This is a genomic window from Brevibacillus centrosporus (assembly GCF_003710815.1).
Taxonomy (GTDB): Bacteria; Bacillota; Bacilli; order Brevibacillales; family Brevibacillaceae; genus Brevibacillus; species Brevibacillus centrosporus.
Map to the genome: position 1 here is coordinate 195,590 of NZ_RHHP01000016.1, position 16,170 is coordinate 211,759.

At 51.1% G+C, this 16,170-nt stretch carries 13 protein-coding genes; 3 read left to right on the forward strand and 10 right to left on the reverse strand.

Features of this window, described 5'->3' with window-relative positions; genetic code table 11:
• Positions 1-139 precede the first annotated feature (139 nt).
• The 9 genes from EDM55_RS16400 to mnmH all read right to left on the reverse strand — a co-directional run bounded on the left by EDM55_RS16400 (position 140) and on the right by mnmH (position 10,421).
• The gene (locus EDM55_RS16400) at positions 140-3,250 is read right to left on the reverse strand and encodes an efflux RND transporter permease subunit (RefSeq protein ID WP_122960803.1); all 3,111 of its coding nucleotides are present in this window, start codon (positions 3,248-3,250) and stop codon (positions 140-142) included.
• Positions 3,247-4,479 carry an efflux RND transporter periplasmic adaptor subunit gene (locus EDM55_RS16405; protein WP_122960804.1) on the reverse strand — a complete coding sequence of 411 codons (1,233 nt, stop codon included), beginning with the start codon at positions 4,477-4,479 and terminating at the stop codon, positions 3,247-3,249. Before EDM55_RS16405 ends, EDM55_RS16400 begins: the two co-directional genes overlap by 4 nt.
• 31 nt (positions 4,480-4,510) lie before the next feature.
• A complete protein-coding gene (locus EDM55_RS16410; protein WP_092268331.1) occupies positions 4,511-5,137 on the reverse strand; it encodes a TetR/AcrR family transcriptional regulator in 627 nt (208 codons plus the stop codon).
• 166 nt (positions 5,138-5,303) lie between these two features.
• Complete coding sequence (locus EDM55_RS16415) at positions 5,304-6,038, reverse strand: polymer-forming cytoskeletal protein (RefSeq protein ID WP_122960805.1); 735 nt, start codon at positions 6,036-6,038, stop codon at positions 5,304-5,306.
• A 13-nt stretch (positions 6,039-6,051) separates the two neighbouring features.
• Positions 6,052-6,678, reverse strand: coding sequence for a YhbD family protein (locus EDM55_RS16420; protein ID WP_092268333.1), 627 nt, complete (start codon positions 6,676-6,678; stop codon positions 6,052-6,054).
• 96 nt (positions 6,679-6,774) lie between these two features.
• Complete coding sequence (locus EDM55_RS16425; RefSeq protein ID WP_122960812.1) at positions 6,775-7,755, reverse strand: RluA family pseudouridine synthase; 981 nt, start codon at positions 7,753-7,755, stop codon at positions 6,775-6,777.
• 79 nt (positions 7,756-7,834) lie between these two features.
• Positions 7,835-8,005: a hypothetical protein gene (locus EDM55_RS30315; RefSeq protein WP_170184435.1), complete on the reverse strand. Its 171-nt coding sequence runs from the start codon at positions 8,003-8,005 to the stop codon at positions 7,835-7,837.
• A 198-nt stretch (positions 8,006-8,203) separates the two neighbouring features.
• Positions 8,204-9,316 (reverse strand): aminopeptidase, encoded by a 1,113-nt coding sequence (locus EDM55_RS16430; RefSeq protein ID WP_122960806.1) that lies wholly within the window; start codon positions 9,314-9,316, stop codon positions 8,204-8,206.
• A 43-nt stretch (positions 9,317-9,359) separates the two neighbouring features.
• Positions 9,360-10,421 (reverse strand): tRNA 2-selenouridine(34) synthase MnmH, encoded by a 1,062-nt coding sequence (gene mnmH, locus EDM55_RS16435; protein WP_122960807.1) that lies wholly within the window; start codon positions 10,419-10,421, stop codon positions 9,360-9,362.
• Between the two features lie 92 nt (positions 10,422-10,513).
• On the opposite strand from mnmH, the gene selD reads away from it, so the two are divergent.
• The 3 genes from selD to EDM55_RS16450 all read left to right on the forward strand — a co-directional run bounded on the left by selD (position 10,514) and on the right by EDM55_RS16450 (position 14,015).
• A complete protein-coding gene (gene selD, locus EDM55_RS16440) occupies positions 10,514-11,575 on the forward strand; it encodes a selenide, water dikinase SelD (RefSeq protein ID WP_122960808.1) in 1,062 nt (353 codons plus the stop codon).
• A gap of 408 nt (positions 11,576-11,983) precedes the next feature.
• On the forward strand, positions 11,984-13,234 hold the full coding sequence (locus tag EDM55_RS16445; RefSeq protein ID WP_092268337.1) for an MDR family MFS transporter: 1,251 nt from the start codon (positions 11,984-11,986) through the stop codon (positions 13,232-13,234).
• 142 nt (positions 13,235-13,376) lie between these two features.
• On the forward strand, positions 13,377-14,015 hold the full coding sequence (locus EDM55_RS16450) for a hypothetical protein (protein ID WP_092268338.1): 639 nt from the start codon (positions 13,377-13,379) through the stop codon (positions 14,013-14,015).
• Positions 14,016-15,800: 1,785 nt separating this feature from the next.
• On the opposite strand, the gene EDM55_RS16455 is transcribed toward EDM55_RS16450, so the two are convergent.
• The gene (locus EDM55_RS16455) at positions 15,801-16,130 is read right to left on the reverse strand and encodes a hypothetical protein (RefSeq protein ID WP_122960809.1); all 330 of its coding nucleotides are present in this window, start codon (positions 16,128-16,130) and stop codon (positions 15,801-15,803) included.
• Positions 16,131-16,170: the final 40 nt, after the last annotated feature.

A 16,170-nucleotide genomic window follows, 5' to 3' on the forward strand; every position in this document is an offset into this window, starting at 1 on the left:
TTTCTCTCGTAGTTGCCCCTATCATATCACAGCCCTTTCCTGGGAGAAAACGCTGCGTGCCTATTTTACTCGGTTATTCGGACAAAAAGGAAGAAGCACTCGAGCGAGCACTTCTTCCATCCTTCCAGCTTACCAAAACTTAATTCATTTCCGCCTCAGGCCCATACAAATCAGGGCGTTTGGCTGCTTTTTTTGCCAGCTTTTTCATTTTACGCTGGGTCAAAACGGTGTAAAACGAAGGAACGACAATCAGTGTCAGCATCGTCGAGAACAGCAAGCCCGAAATAATCGTCACAGCCAGGGGCTTGAACAGGACATCGCCTGAGATCGCTAGTGGCATCAAGCCTGCTACAGCTGTCATCGACGTTAACAGAATCGGACGCAGACGCGCCTCTCCTGCATGAATAACAGCCTGCTTCAGCTCTACTCCTGCGTGTCTTGCCTCTTCGATGAATTCGATAAACACGATCCCGTTTCGCACAACAATCCCGGAGAGAGAAATCACGCCCATCATCGTCATGAATCCGAGTGGGGTCTGGGTAATAAACAGCCCGATCAAGCTGCCCGCCACCGCAAGATATACCGTACTCATGACCAGCACCGGGATGGTGAGTGAGTAAAACTGCATGGCAATCAGAATCAAAATCAGGAAGACGACGAGAATGGACAGTTTGCCCATATCGATAAAGATGTCCGTCTGCTCTGATGTCTCTCCGCCTACTTCAAAGCGGTAGCCTTCTGGCCATGAAATTCCATTCAGCTTTGGCGCAAGCTCCGTCATCACATCGGTTGCCGTGCGATCCTTCAAGTCGCTGGAAATCGTCACAGCGCGGGACAAATCACGATGCGGGATCGCCTGCGTGCTAAATGTCGGTTTGACCTCTGCCAGCTGGGAAAGCGGGATCTGCTCTCCTCTCACATTGGCAATACTGAGCCGTTGGAACAGAAGCGCCGGCTCTTCCTGATCTTTTTGCAGGAACAGCTTGATATCGATCAGGTCTGTGCCGGAATCAAATTCACTGACCGTTATCCCCTCGCTGACAAGGCGCAGCGTTTGGGACAGATCTGTGTAGTTGACCAGCTTTTGCTCCATCAGCTCTTTGTTGACTACGAACTCGAGGGTATAGCGCTCGACGCCAAAGTTATCCTGCACATCGTAGGTTCCCTGTGCATTCGCTACGACATCTTTCACCTGGGCGGAAAGAGAGCGCAGCGTTTCGATGTCTTCTCCATAAATCCGAATCACAACAGGCTTCCCAACTGGCGGCCCTGCCTCCAGCTGCGTCGGCAATATCGTCGCTTCCGGGTACAGCTTCTTAAACTCCTCGGTCCAAGGCTCAATCATGTCTTCGATTTTTACCTTTTTTTCATCAAAACGGACCACCAGCTGCCCTACCGTTATCCCGCTTCCTGCTGCCGTGTCCCCTCCGAACATTTTCGGCGCGCTGCCACCTGCATACGAAGCAACAGATTCGATCGCGGGCTGCTTGCTGATCCAATCGGAAACACCTCGAACAACCCGATCTGTTTCATAAATACTGCTTCCTACTGGTACCCGAATATTGACCAGAAACTCAGGGCGGTCGTCATTCGGAAACAGCTGCACGGGCGTCAGTGGAATCAATCCGTAGGCTGCGGTCCCGATTAAAACGCCAATCATTCCCGCCATCAGCGGTCGACGCAAAATTTTAGGCATCAGCTTATTGGCGTACCACTTCGTCAGCTGGTTCAACTGCTTGCCGAGCAGACCTGCCGGCTTCCGATAGCCCTCTGCACTCGTTTTCCTCCGCTGCTCATACCATTGACGGAATATCGGAATAATCGTGAGCGACATAATCATAGATGCCAGCATGGTCAAAGAAATGATAGCTGGTACTGGGCGAATGAACTGCCCGGCATTCCCACTTAAAAACATGAGCGGTGCAAAGGAAGCGATCGTAGCAAGCGTAGCGGTAACAATGGAAATCGAAACTTCATTCGCACCATTGACTGCAGCTCTCAGTGGCTTCTCGCCCAAGACGGACAAGCGGCGTTCGATATTGTCGTTGACTACCACAGCATCGTCTACCAGAATCCCCAGTACGATAATCAAAGAGACGATCGAAATCATATTGAGGGAAATCCCCAAGGATGGCAGGAACAACAAGCCCACTGCCAACGAGATCGGGATGGCCAATGCCACAACAAAAGAGGTAATCAAGTTCAAACCAAGTGTACATACGAGCAAAACGGCGATAATCGCAATCCACATTTCCCGGGTAAGATCGGAGAAAAGCTCATCGACCCTCTCGTTTTGACTGTAGATGGAATGCGTCTGCGCCCATACAGGAAGCGACTTTTCGAGCGTCACCATCATTTCGTCCACACGCTTCTGCAAGGAGGGAACATCACTTCCCGTCTCCGCATTGACACTGACCGACAGCGAAGGCTTGCCATTGTAATAAGACATCGACTTGATGCTCTCCGTCGTCATTTTTACTGTGCCGATATCCTTCATATAAATGGGATAGCCCTCTGAAGTGCGGCTGATGATCACTTGATTGAGTTCATCCACATTTTCTGTTTCCGCCAGCTTCAGCTGGTAGGTGCGCTTGTCAGTCGTGAGGTCGCCCAATGGAATTTTCTCATTTTCCTTTTTGACCGCCATCATCACCTGAGCCCATGTAAGTCCGTACTGGCTCAGCTTTTGCGTATCGACCTCGATGTGCACCTCTTGTTCTGGCAAGCCCTCGACAGTCACATCGGCAACATTCGGGATCGTACGCAGCTGTTCTTTCCACGATTTCATCATGTCGCGCAAGCTGTAGAGCTGCTCCGTCGTGTCCGCCGTTACCGCAAGAGTCTGAACAAAGGTTCGGTTTAAATCGTCATTAATAATGGGCTGCTTCGCGTCCGCAGGCAAATCTGCTTCGGAATCCTTTACCTTTTTCCGCAGCTCATCCCATTTTTGCTTCGGGTCCACACCGCTTTTCGTCTCCACAATGATCGAGGATACGCCTAAGCTCGATGTTGAAGATATATAGTTAAGCCCTTGCAGCTCGTTGATTTTTTCTTCCAGCTTTTTCGTAACGGTCTGCTCTACTTTTTCTGGAGAAGCTCCCGGGTAGATCGTCGTGACGGTCGCCATGTTGATGATAATGTCCGGCGACTCCTGCTTCGGCAGCTGAAAGAAGCTGAGAAAGCCGACAAGCACGATCATTACGAAAAACAAAAGCGTAATTTTGCGCTTGCGTACGATGTACTCGATCACGGTTTTGTACCTCCAGCAGCTTCGATCGGATCTTGGTCAAACAAGCGATCCACACCTTTGACGATCAGCTCATCTCCTACTCTCAGACCACTGCGAATCTCCAGGCGATCATCGGTCAGCTGACCTATGGTTACGGCTGTTTTGACCGCTTTTCCACCTACATTTACGAAGACATGTGCATCGTTTTGCCCTCTGCTCAGGACAGCTTCGACCGGAACGTAAATTCCTTCCTGCCCCTTCATCGTCTTGGTCGCCTTTACTACCTGCCCGGCAAACCAATCGTGCTGCGGGTTGGCCAGTTGAACCTCGACGCCGATGGTTCCTGTACTCTGGTTCGTTGCAGGGAAAATTTTAGTCACCTTCGCATCGCGCTTTTGTCCATACAGATCAAGGGACAGTGTCTCCCCTACCTTCCACGAGGAAATCTCCCGGTCAGGCACAGGCAGTACGACTTTCAGCGTGTCGATGTTTCCCACCTGATAGACAGGAGTCCCTGGGCTGACCAGCGTTCCTGTGGAAGATAGCTTCGCCAGGATCGTCCCGCTGATCGGAGCCCGCAGCTGTGCTTTTGCCAGGGTAGATGCCGCTACTTCTTTGGCAACTACGGCTTGATTGTACGTCGCTTTGGACAGCTCCTTATCCTCCGCTCGCGCCCCTTGAGTTACAAGTGAGTACGACTGCTGTGCATTTTGCAGATCTTTTTCTGCCAGCGTCAGGGCGTTCTGTGCGTTTTCGAATTCGCTTTTGGAAATGGCCTTTTCCTGATAAAGCTGTTCGATCCGTTTAAAATCGTCCTGCATCTTTTGGTAGCCGGTCTTTGCCTTTTCGACGAGCAAACGTGCCTGAACAACTTCTTGCTCACGTGCCCCGTTGTTCACTTTGCTCAAACTGGCCGCTGACTGCTGCAGGGCGGCATTGGAGGACGCTACCTGCAGGGAGTAATCCTGCGAATTGACACGTGCCAGAACGTCGCCAGCTTTTACGTTGTCTCCTTCATTCCGGTTCAGCTCGATAACGCGTCCCCCTACCTCAAAGGAGACCACTGCCTCCTCCAGCGGCAGCAATGTGCCGGAGGTTTCCGACACAAAATTGGCTCGCTCCTGCTTTACCCGTTCCAACACGACTTGCTTTACTTCTTTTACCGGCGCTGCTGCCTGCTCTTGCTCACTGCAGGCTGATGTGGCCAATATACTGATTACTATTGCAGAAACAAGCCATCTCTTTTTCATGACATCCTCCGCTCCTATGTAGCTAACTTGGTTAGTTCTGTTTATCCGTAATCCCATTGATCAAAATGTCACATGCGTTCTCGACCAGCTGCTCTTCATCCAGATCGAGTGCAAGATTGATGCGATGCTTTGCCATAAAGGCGTAGAAAAAGGTCGAGACAAACATGAGCGCTGCCGTAAAGGAATCCTTCTTCGGCAAATGTCCCTGGTCCTGAAACTGCTGGAGCTTGCTGCACAGCACTTCGACGGCTGTTACGGGAACGCTGCTGAACAGCTTGATGACCTCTGGGTGATTATCCGCCTCGATCATGCAGATCATGAGGATTTCCTTGCGCTCGACCAGCATGCCGTAATAGCCATGCGCATATCTTCTGAGCATCTCGCGGAGCTCGGAATACTCCCCGTGCAGATGGTTCTCCAGCTGCTGACGAATATTCAAAATCCCTTTTAAAAGCTCCTCGAGGATCGTTTCCTTGTTTTTGAAGTGCCGAAAGATCGTTACCTCGTTGACTCCTGCGAGCTCGGATATTTTGCGCGTCGTCGCACCCTTGTACCCCTTTTTCGCCATAAGCTGGCTGGCTGCTGCCAAAATGCGCTCGCGGGTCTCCTGCTCTTCGCCTTTCCCTCCCTGTGGCGGTTCTATATGCGGTTGATCCATCTCGATCCTCCCTATCTATGCAAGTACTCACTAACATTTCAAATTTTACCAACGCCATTATATCCCGCAAGCAAATGCATGTAAATACTTGCATGCGCTTTCACCAAAATTTCACAAAGTCTTCCATTTCGCAGCCGTTTGTTCCTAGAGAAAAAGCCTGAATATCTCAGGCTTCTCCACGCTTTGTATGCTCTTTTACACGGGAGCTGCTGTCCTGACGGAACTCTCCGCTGTATTCCACCAGATCAATCTCGCAGCCAGGGCCGATCTCGATGTTAGTTCCGCGCACAATCTTGGCCCGTGTATACTCCAAGTAAATCTCGTCACCCTCCACTGTATCGACAGACAGCGTGTTGTTGAAGAATTGCTTCATCAGCTTGTTTAACGTGCTGATCCCAGCCTTGCGCACCTCGATATGCTCTCCTCCAATCTCCCTCGCTTCACTACTGCCGTGCAAATGGATGGAGACGTGTCCTGCATTCAACAAACCTCCGATCGTAAATGCTCCTTTTGCTTTGAACACCTCAGCCTCACAGTCACCTGTAGCCTTTAAAAAGCCGTTGAGCAAAATCTCCTCGCCAGATACACTGCCATGCACTTTCACACTGCCATCCACACGTAGCTGGGTGAATGTCATGTCGCCGTTTACGTCCAGCTGTCCGTAAACCTCCATATTTTCGAAATGAGCAGCCCCGCAAATATTGGCGTTGCCCTCGATTTTTCCGCGGCTCGCATGCACATCCCCATCTACATTCACGTGACCTGCACAATGCAGATCCAGACACTCGACATTCCCTTTGATCTTGCCAAAGCCATGTACAGCAACTTCTCCATACACGCCACCAGCTGCATTTACCGTTCCGTGAATCACCAAGTCTGGTCGATTATCCTGATTCATCATGACCTACCTCCTTCTAATATTTCAGCTTCGTTTTCAGCTCTTCCAAACAACTGGACACATTCAATCTGCTGACAACTTTCACGCTCTGATCGAAATACAGCTCAGACGCATTCGAAGCCAAGGCAAACGCAGAAATCCCCATTTTCCGGATAAAGATCAGCTCGCACGGCTTGCCCTGAAATTTTGGGTAATGGCTCTCCAGAACTTGCAGCAAGCCTTTTCCTTCCTCCAAGCTCATCTCTCCCATCACGAGCAGGCGCTCCACGATGTACGCATACAGAAAGTGCTGAAACGGATACGACTCTGCACTCCCGAAATGCTGCGTAAATAAATCCACGGTTGCTTTTGAAACAATGTTCTGTGCGATAAGTTCCTCTGGCTTGAGCATCGATCCGGTGAGGTTGGGGGAAAACATGTCTGCCAGCTCATCCAAGGAAAGGTCATCCTTCATGTGAATGATCTTGTCGATCCTGGCCATGATCTTTTCCTTTGGAAAAAACGTCTCCTGCCCCGTAAAGGTAGAGCGGCGAATAAACCAGTCCTCAGGGATCAGATTCTTTCTTTTCCACCTGTACAGCTGACCGTACGAAATACCGGTAAGCTCCAATAGCTCCTTTTTCGAGATATAGTCACGATCCATGTAAAGCACCTCCAAAAACAATGTAACATAACACTGTTACGTTAATCAACCAAAAAAAAGAGACTGCGCTCGAATCGCTGTCTCTCATCCCTCGTTCTATTCAAATTCTGCTCGGATCAAGCGCTTCATATCCACTGGCAGCGGTGCTACGCAATGGACTTTCTCGCTTGTTAACGGGTGCTGGAAGCTCAACGACGATGCATGCAGAGCCTGTCTGCGTAACAATCCTCTCGCTCCTCCGTACATCGCATCTCCAGCCAGCGGATGACCGATATGCTCGAAATGAACGCGGATTTGATGAGTGCGCCCCGTTTCCAGCCAGACACGCGCCATTGTCATGTAAGAAGAACGACGGATCACCTCATAATGAGTAATCGCCTCGTCTCCACCTGCTGCCACTCTCCGTTTCGTCGGGTGCTTCGGATCTCGACCGATCGGTGCCTCAATCGTGCCTCGCTCATCTGACAGAACGCCGCTTACGACCGCTACATACTCCCGATGAATGCCGCCCTCTCGCAATAGACGATCCGCCAGCTGATGACCGTAGCTGCTTTTGGCAAGCAGGATCGCGCCTGACGTGTCTTTATCCAAGCGGTGAACCGAGTGGACATTCGCACTCTCTCCTCTGGCTGCAAATAGCTCAGCCAACGCGTCGACGAGCGTCCCCTCCTGCTCCTGTTTGACCGGATGCACGGTCATCCCCGCCGGCTTGTTGGCTATGAGCAAGTGATCGTCCTCATACAACAGCTCAATTGGCAATGCCACAGAGGGCAGCGCATCCTTGTTTTCCCGGAGAGTAGAGCGTGCTGTCCGAGTCTGGCTGGAAGCTTCGGGCTGTCCTTGTGTTTCCTGCGTTTTTTCCGGCTGCCGATCCACGACTCGGATCGCGACTTGATCCCCTGCTTTTACCAGTCGCTGTAAAAACGGCTGCTTGCGATTAAGCTGGATCCCTTTGCTTCTCGTCAGCCGCTGCATCATCCGCCCTGACACGTTCAGCTTTTGCCGAACGATCTGCTCTACATTCATTCCCGCGTCTTCATCCGTGACGGTGTATTCAATCCAGTCTTTGCGGCTCACTTCAAATCCCTCTGTTCCTGCTTTTTTTCCTATTGTAGCAAAAATGGCAGCTGGACATGCCTTTTTCTCACCCTGAGCCTTATCGATAGATTTGTATGTCATGCAGCACCTGCTGAAAGTCGGCTACCGCTTTTCGTTGTCCCATCTCCAGCATTTGGGTCACATACCCTTCGTCAGCTAAAAATTCGCACCCGAGCAAACGACCCGCAAAAAAGGTGTGCAAGCATTTTTTCCAACCCAATCGAATCATAGCTCATTCCCCCACTTCAACTTATTAAACTAATTTGTATAATAAGTATATGGTTGAACTTGGTATTTTGTAAACATTTTTATTTATAAAGTTACGAAAATTATTCAAACTCCAGGGCGAATCTATTCCGAAACGTAACAAAGCCACCATGCTGCTCAGCATGATGGCTTGATTGTCCTGCGATTCCAGACGTTTTCCTCAGCCTTTCAAATTTTCCGGGTTCAGTCCTTGTAGCTCTGGCAAAACGAACAGACCGTCTTTTCGGATCAGTACGTCGTCAAACCAGATCTCTCCGCCCCCGTACTCTGGACGCTGGATATTGACCATGTCCCAGTGAATTTGGCTGCGGTTGCCGTTATCCGCATTTTCATAGGCACGACCGGGTGTGAAATGGAAGCTGCCCGCAATTTTTTCATCAAACAAAATATCGTTCATCGGGTGCAAAATGTATGGGTGAACACCGATCGCAAACTCACCGATATAGCGCGCTCCCTCATCGGTATCAAAGATTTGGTTCAGCTTTTCGGTATTGTTGGAAGTCGCTTCTACGATCTTTCCATTCGCAAAAGTCAACCGAACATTTTCAAATTTGGTCCCCATATAGCTGGTCGCCGTATTGAATGTGATCGTTCCATTTACGGAATCACGCACAGGTGCTGTGAAAATCTCACCGTCCGGGATGTTGCGAAGTCCCGAGCAGATCACATTCGGGATGTCCTTGATGGAAAAGCTCAGATCCGTACCCTGTCCAACCAGGCGGACTTTATCTGTGCGATCCATCAGGTCCTTCAGTGGCAGGAATGCCTCGTGCATCTTCTTGTAGTCAACCGAGCAGACATCGAAGTAAAAGTCCTCGAAGGCTTCCGTGGACATGTTTGCGCTTTGGGCCATGGCGGCAGTCGGATAGTTGAGAAGAGTCCAGCGCACGTTCGAAACCAGGAAATCATTCAGCTCCTGCATGACCTTTTGATGCGCGCGGCGGCGCTCTACCGGCACGTCAGCCATCTCGCTGTCATTTACCGGGCCATTGATGACGATGTACGTATCCAAATCCTTGTACATCGGCTCCTCCCACTTCACCAGATGAGCAGCTCGCTCCTCGCTTGCCCCCATCATCAATTCACGCTGAATCGTTGGGTCGATGATGCGCACAAACGGATACGCTCCTTTGGCATACGCTTGTTTGACCAGTTCTTTTGCCAGCGCATGACCTTCGCCCCGTACCTCAATCAAAAGACTTTCCTTTTCTCCCAGCTGGACGGAGTGACTCAACAGGTTCTCAGCCAGCTTTACCAATCGGTTATCTAACATACGCTCTCCCCCTCACGATCAAAATTCATTAATAAAATATATTTTACCGAATGGCCAGACTTTTTTCAATTATGTCCCCGATTTGTTCGACCGCTGCAGGCAAATCCGTCGTGTCGATATGATGCTCCAGCTTTTCTACGTACTCGCTCTGCTTGTTTTGGTAACGCGGATCGTAATAGGAAACCAGGAATGTAGCAATCGCCGTCCGATAGTCTCTTTCAGCCAACGCCCCCCGCAAGAGCGCAGCCTGTTCAGTAGGAATTCTCCTCGCTATGGATGTGTACGCCTTCTCTATCTTTTCTACAAAATCAGGACGCCAGGAAAACGGAATCACGTACTCGTCGTAAATTCGCTGGACGCGGACCTCCAATGGAGCAGTCAGCTGAATATGAATGGCCTGCTTTTTCGCCTCCATCAAAAAGGAAGGTACGATGGCGTTCCCGATTCGTTTGCTTTCTGCCTCCATGACAAAGAAGGAAGAGTCACGGTTTTCATGCAGCGTCTCAAACAATCTCGCATCAAACATTTTCTGATTAGCCGGCTTGCCTTTGCCGATATGCCCAAATACCGATCCGCGATGCCCTGCCATACGCTCCAGATCCAGGACTGGATAGCCTTTTTCCTCCAGCTTTCGGAGCAGTTCTGTTTTCCCCACTCCCGTCATACCGTGTAGCAAGAAGACAGGGACTTGCAGCTCGTATGGCGTGATCGTTTCCAGAACGTGCTGACGGTAGGAACGGTACCCACCCTGCAGCCGGCGAACCCGCAGACCGGAAAACGTGGCAAAGGTCGCCATCGCCCTGCTGCGCATTCCTCCTCGCCAGCAAAAAATCGTAGGGGGCTCTCCCCATTCTTCTTCCCGCTGACGAATCGCCTGCATAATCGCTTCCATTTTGGGAGATACGATCTGCATACCCAACCATTGGGCGGCCTGCTGCCCTTCCCGTTTGTACGTCGTGCCTACCCGCGCACGTTCTTCATCACTGAACAGGGGGATATTTACAGCACCCGGGATGGTTTCCCGCGCAAACTCGCCTGGAGAACGAACATCTACCAGATTCGAATAGCCTTTCACCAATAATTCCTCAACGGTTATCTCTTGCAATGTATGTCACCCTAACTTCTGTTATGCTAGATTTATCCACTTGTTTTTTCTAGTATTCTATTATTATACCTCGTAAATCAGGAGGCCATAACATGTCTGAAAAAGTGAAATTGACGTCCTTTACTACCAAAGGCGGTTGTGGGTGCAAAATTAGCCCCGATGCCTTGTCGGCGGTTTTGAAAAACCTGCCTGCTCCTGCCGCCCGTGATCCACGCCTGCTAGTCGGTGTAGAAACATCAGATGACGCCGGCGTCTTTCAGCTAAATGACGATTTGGCTATTGTCCAAACACTCGACTTTTTTACTCCGATTGTGGACGATCCGTACTGGTTTGGGAAAATTGCAGCAGCGAATGCGATCAGTGATGTTTTTGCCATGGGCGGAAAGCCGATTACCGTATTGAACATCGTTGGTTTCCCTATAACCAAGCTGGACCCTTCGATCTTGACGGAAATTTTGCGCGGCGCTGCGGAAAAGGTAGCAGAGGCCGGAGCTGTGCTTGTCGGCGGACATTCTATCGATGATCCCGAGCCGAAATTTGGCTTGTCTGTGACCGGGACCGTTCATCCCTCCCGCGTGCTGACCAATGCCGGGGCAAAACCAGGTGACGTGCTCATCCTGACAAAGCCGATCGGTGTCGGCATACAGACAACCGCGATCAAACGTGATGCTCTGTCTCCTGAACAAACGGAGCTGGTTATGAACGTAATGGCTACCTTGAACAAATATGCAGCGGAATGCATGGAGAGCTTCCCGGTACATGCCTGCACAGATGTCACCGGCTTTGGACTCCTGGGTCACGCTCTGGAGATGGCGGAGGGCAGTCAGGCGGGCATCCGCATTTACGCGGACGAGGTTCCTGTACTTCCTGGGACACGTGAACTTGCGGGGCAAGGCATCATCCCGGGTGGAAGCAAGTCCAATTTCCGCTGGGTCGCTGACCGGGTGCAGTTCCCCGAGGGTATGGAGGAGCTCGACCGCCTGATCCTGTGTGACGCTGTGACCTCTGGCGGCTTGCTGATCAGTGTGCCTGCAACGGACGGAATTCGTCTATTGGAGGAGCTGCATGCTCGTGGAATCGAATGGGCACAGATCGTCGGGGAGGTTGTTTCCGACCATCCGGGAACCATTCGGGTTATTTCGAATCCTTTGTAAAATTTTCCTTGCATCCCCACCCAGGTTTGCAGTATTCTAGTCAACAAGAGTTGATCTAACGAAAAATTTTGAAGGACGGGAGTGTTGGTTCATGGTCGTTTCTGTAGTTGTCTTCGCATAGGTGGGCCTCTGATAAGGGGCGCTGCCTCTCATCAACCATCTATAGCAAGAAACTGCAGGATGCCGGAACCGCTTCCGTCTTTTTCCCGATAGGATGCTAGGAGTCCCTTCTCTTTTTCGAGTCAAATGCTCTGGTTTGCTCTCGAATGAAAGGGGGTTTTTCTCTCCTTCTCCACATATCGATAGTCAAAGCGCAAGCGAGTGAGCACAGTCTCTCCCGTTTGCGCTTTTTCGCGTGCAAAGGCTCCTGCAGACAGAGAATCAGATTGGAATGGAGGATTTTTTGTCATGGTATGGCGCACTTGGGACTTGAACCTCAAAGTCCGACTCGTCGGCGAACTCATTACACATACGTTTTTCTGGATGTACTTTCCGTTTATGGCCCTGTACTTCAGCGATTCATTCGGAAAAGACATCGCAGGCATCATGCTGATGGTTCCTCCGCTCTTGGGCATGATGTCCAACCTGTTTGGGGGCTATTTGGCAGATAAAGTAGGGCGCAAACCGACCATGCTGCTTTCTCTCTGTACATCGTCGGTGATGTTTGCCATTTTTGCCTTTTCCAGCTCCCCTGTTGTCGACTATCTTGCCTTCATCGGCATTGGGATTGCCAGCTCTCTTTATTGGCCAGCCAGCTCCGCGATGGTGGCGGACCTGACGACTGAGGAGGACCGCCGTGTTGTCTTTGCTACGTTTTACACAGCGATGAACATGGGGGTTGTAGCAGGTCCCGTCCTCGGCTCCTTCTTCTTTGTGAATTACCGCTTTGAACTGCTGCTCATCTGTACGATCGTCGAGCTGATTTTCGCCGCTTCGATTTTCTTTCTCATCAAGGAGACTCTGCCCGCTACAGTTCGTGCAGAGCGCTCCAAGGAACGCTTCTCCATTACCCAACAATTCAAAGGCTACGCTGTCATTTTCCGGGACAAAGTGTTTGCCCTCTACATTGGTGCTGGCGTTTTGGTAGCAATCGCCTTTATGCAGCTGGACATGTACATGGCACTGTATGTGAAAGAGCACGTTCACGATCAGCCGTTGATGTGGTGGGGAGACTGGACGTTTACGGTTGGTGGAACCAGTGCCTTTGGTTGGCTGATGGGACTGAACGGCTTGCTCGTGGTCTTGTTTACTCTCCCGGTCACAAAGTGGTTCCAGCATTGGAGCGACCGCAACAGCTTGGTGATCTCGTCTGTTTTGTACGGGTTTGGCATGTTCCTGATGGCTTTTACCACGAACATCTGGCTGCTCTTTGGCTGTATGGTCATTCTGACGCTGGGAGAGCTGATCCGCACCCCAGTCGCTCAGAGCTTTATCAGTAAGTACTCTCCTGAGGATGCGCGCGGACAGTACATGGGAGCGTCCTCCTTGCAGTTTTCCATCGGTCGTTTCATTGCCCCCATGTCTATCTCGATTTCGCAATGGCTGTCGCCTGTTGGCGTGTTTGGCATCATTCTGGCTCTCACGCTGATCAGCGCGTATCTGTATATTCCTTTGTTCCGCATGATCCCGGAAGATGGGCATGATTCGGCTCACTCCTAATACGCAAGATTCTGGTCGCCTCTGCTCGTCAGTGGCGGCTTTTTTATGGATCAGCGCCTCCCCCTCCATAATCGTACTAGCCTTCAAAAACTAGCATATAGTGAGTAGTAGAAGGATGGGTCACGTCAGGAGGGTTTTTGCCATGAATCAGCCGAGCGCTTACGCTACATTCAAGACAAAGGGAGAGTTCGTTTACCGGACATCTGCCTATATTCAGTGGGGTACGTCATCTGAATCACTGGGAAGCTGTCTCTTGCTCAATCCGGGCTCGTCCACCTTGTACCGGGAAAGACCTGCGCCGCATCACGCCACGATGGGCGAAACCACTCTGGACCCAACCATGCGCCAGTTGGTCAAGCTGACCGAAGGAATCTACTCTGCGAAGGCAGCGCAAGGCACATTAAACGGCAGGCTGCACATCTACAACCTCTTTTCTTTGCAGCATCCGACTGCCAAGGAAGCGATCGGTCTGCTGGAAGATCTTTTGCAGAAGGGTGAAACGGCTCTCGATGAGCACATTACCCGTTCCCATGAGTTGGTCAAGCATCCGTGGATGCTGCTTGGTTGGGGATGTATGGCGAAGACTTCGCGTGCCATTACGTCGCTAAAGGAGCGCTGGCTGCAGGAAATCGCTGCTGCAGGCGTCCCGACATTTGGCAAGCCTTGCGCGACGGGGAAAAACTACTACCACCCGTGTCCGCAGCTTCATGCGATGAGAGAGTTGATTCTGCGGGACTTGATTGCATTGCATGAGCAGGTTTGTGGGACGGTTCGCGGATAATTTGCTGGGAAGCTGTTGCTCGGGGCTTAGTGGCTGGGGCGGAAAAAGGCGAAAACACTACAGTAGTAGGGCCACTTGCAGGGATGTCATTCCTGTTCGGCTCCATTTCAAAATCGGAACCCGCGTCCAAAGTGGTTGTCTCTACGATGTTATTCAGAGGTGGACGCTAAAGACAGGTTCCGTTTTTTCCATTCCTCCTGGGCTGTGTCCCTAATACCTCCGCTTTTTTCACCTTTTTCCGGGGATGCTGTTTCGTTTAAAAGCAGTGTCGGTAAGTGCTTCGATGTTTTCCGATTGAGATCGCTCGGAGCTTAGCGGCTGGGGCGGAAAAAGGCGAAAACACTTCAGTAGTAGGGCCACCTGCAGGGAGGTCATTCCTGTTCGGCTCCATTTCAAAATCGGAACCCGCGTCCAAAGTGGTTGTCTCTACGATGTTATTCAGAGGTGGACGCTAAAGACAGGTTCCGTTTTTTCCATTCCTCCTGGGCTGTGTCCCTAATACCTCCGCTTTTTTCACCTTTTTCCGGGGAAGCTGTTTCGTTTAAAAACAGTGTCGGTAAGTGCTTCGATGTTTTCCGATTGAGATCGCTCGGGGCTTAGCGGCTGGGGCGGAAAAAGGCGAAAACACTTCAGTAGTAGGGCCACCTGCAGGGAGGTCATTCCTGTTCGGCTCCATTTCAAAATCGGAACCCCGCGCCCAAAGTGGTTGTCTCTGCGATGCTGTTCAGAGGTGGACGCTAAAGACAGTTTCCGTTTTTTCCATTCCACCTGGGCTGTGTCCCTAATACCTCCGCTTTTTTCACCTTTTTCCGGGGATGCTGGAGTGAATAGAGCATCTTTTAACCAGAAAGCTCTGACTGAACGGCATGTTTCCATGCTCCGCTGCGTAGTCCTACCCAGCGGAGCCATGAAGACCGAAGCAAAAATTCGCTTCCCTTGAATCAGCGGCGCAGCGGACGGTCGGTCTTCACTTCCTCGCTAACATAGACTTGCGCGCAGCTCTAAAAGGCTTTCCCCACACCAATCACATTCTAATTGCTTTAGTTTTTATGTCTTTTTCCCACGCCAGAAAAGCATGTTTCCAAGCGGAGCGACTGTGGAGTCCTACTCAGCGGAGCCATGAAGACCGAGGCAAAGAATCGCTACCCTTGAATCAGCGGCGCAGCGGACGGTCTTCACTTCCTCGCTAACATAGACTTGCGCGCAGCTCTAAAAGGCTTTCCCCACACCAATTACATTCTAATTGCTTTAGTTTTTATATCTTTTTCCCACGCCAGAAAAGCATGTTTTCAAGCGGAGCGACTGTGGAGTCCTACTCAGCGGAGCCATGAAGACCGAGGCAAAGAATCGCTACCCTTGAATCAGCGGCGCAGCGGACGGTCGGTCTTCACTTCCTCGCTAACATAGACTTGCGCGCAGCTCTAAAAGGCTTTCCCCACACCAATCACATTCTAATTGCTTTAGTTTTTATGTCTTTTTCCCACGCCAGAAAAGCATGTTTTCAAGCGGAGCGACTGTGGAGTCCTACCCAGCGGAGCTATGAAGACCGAGGCAAAAATTCGCTTCCCTTGAATCAGCGGCGCAGCGGACGGTCGGTCTTCACTTCCTCGCTAACATAGACTTGCGCGCAGCTCTAAAAGGCTTTCCCCACACCAATCACATTCTAATTGCTTTAGTTTTTATGTCTTTTTCCCACGCCAGAAAAGCATGTTTTCAAGCGGAGCGACTGTGGAGTCCTACCCAGCGGAGCCATGAAGACCGAGGCAAAGAATCGCTACCCATGTATCAGCGGCGCAGCGACTCCCCTTTTAGCGATTCCCTCGGGATCATGGCGTAGCGGACTGTCTTCTCTTCCCTGTGGACGTAGCCTGGAGCGCAGCTTGGAAACAGGCTTTCCCCCCCTTTTAGCGATTCCCTCGGGATCATGGCGTAGCGGACTGTCTTCTCTTCCCTGTGGGCGTAGCCTGGAGCGCAGCTTGGAAACAGGCTTTTCCCCCCTTTTAGCGATTCCCTCGGGATCATGGCGTAGCGGACCGTCTTCACTTCCCCGTGGACGTAGCCTGGAGCGCAGCTTGGAAACAGGCTTTTCCCCACGAAAGCCGCGCTCACAAACAAGCAAAGAGCCCGCCCTCCATTCTGATATGCTCCCCTTTAA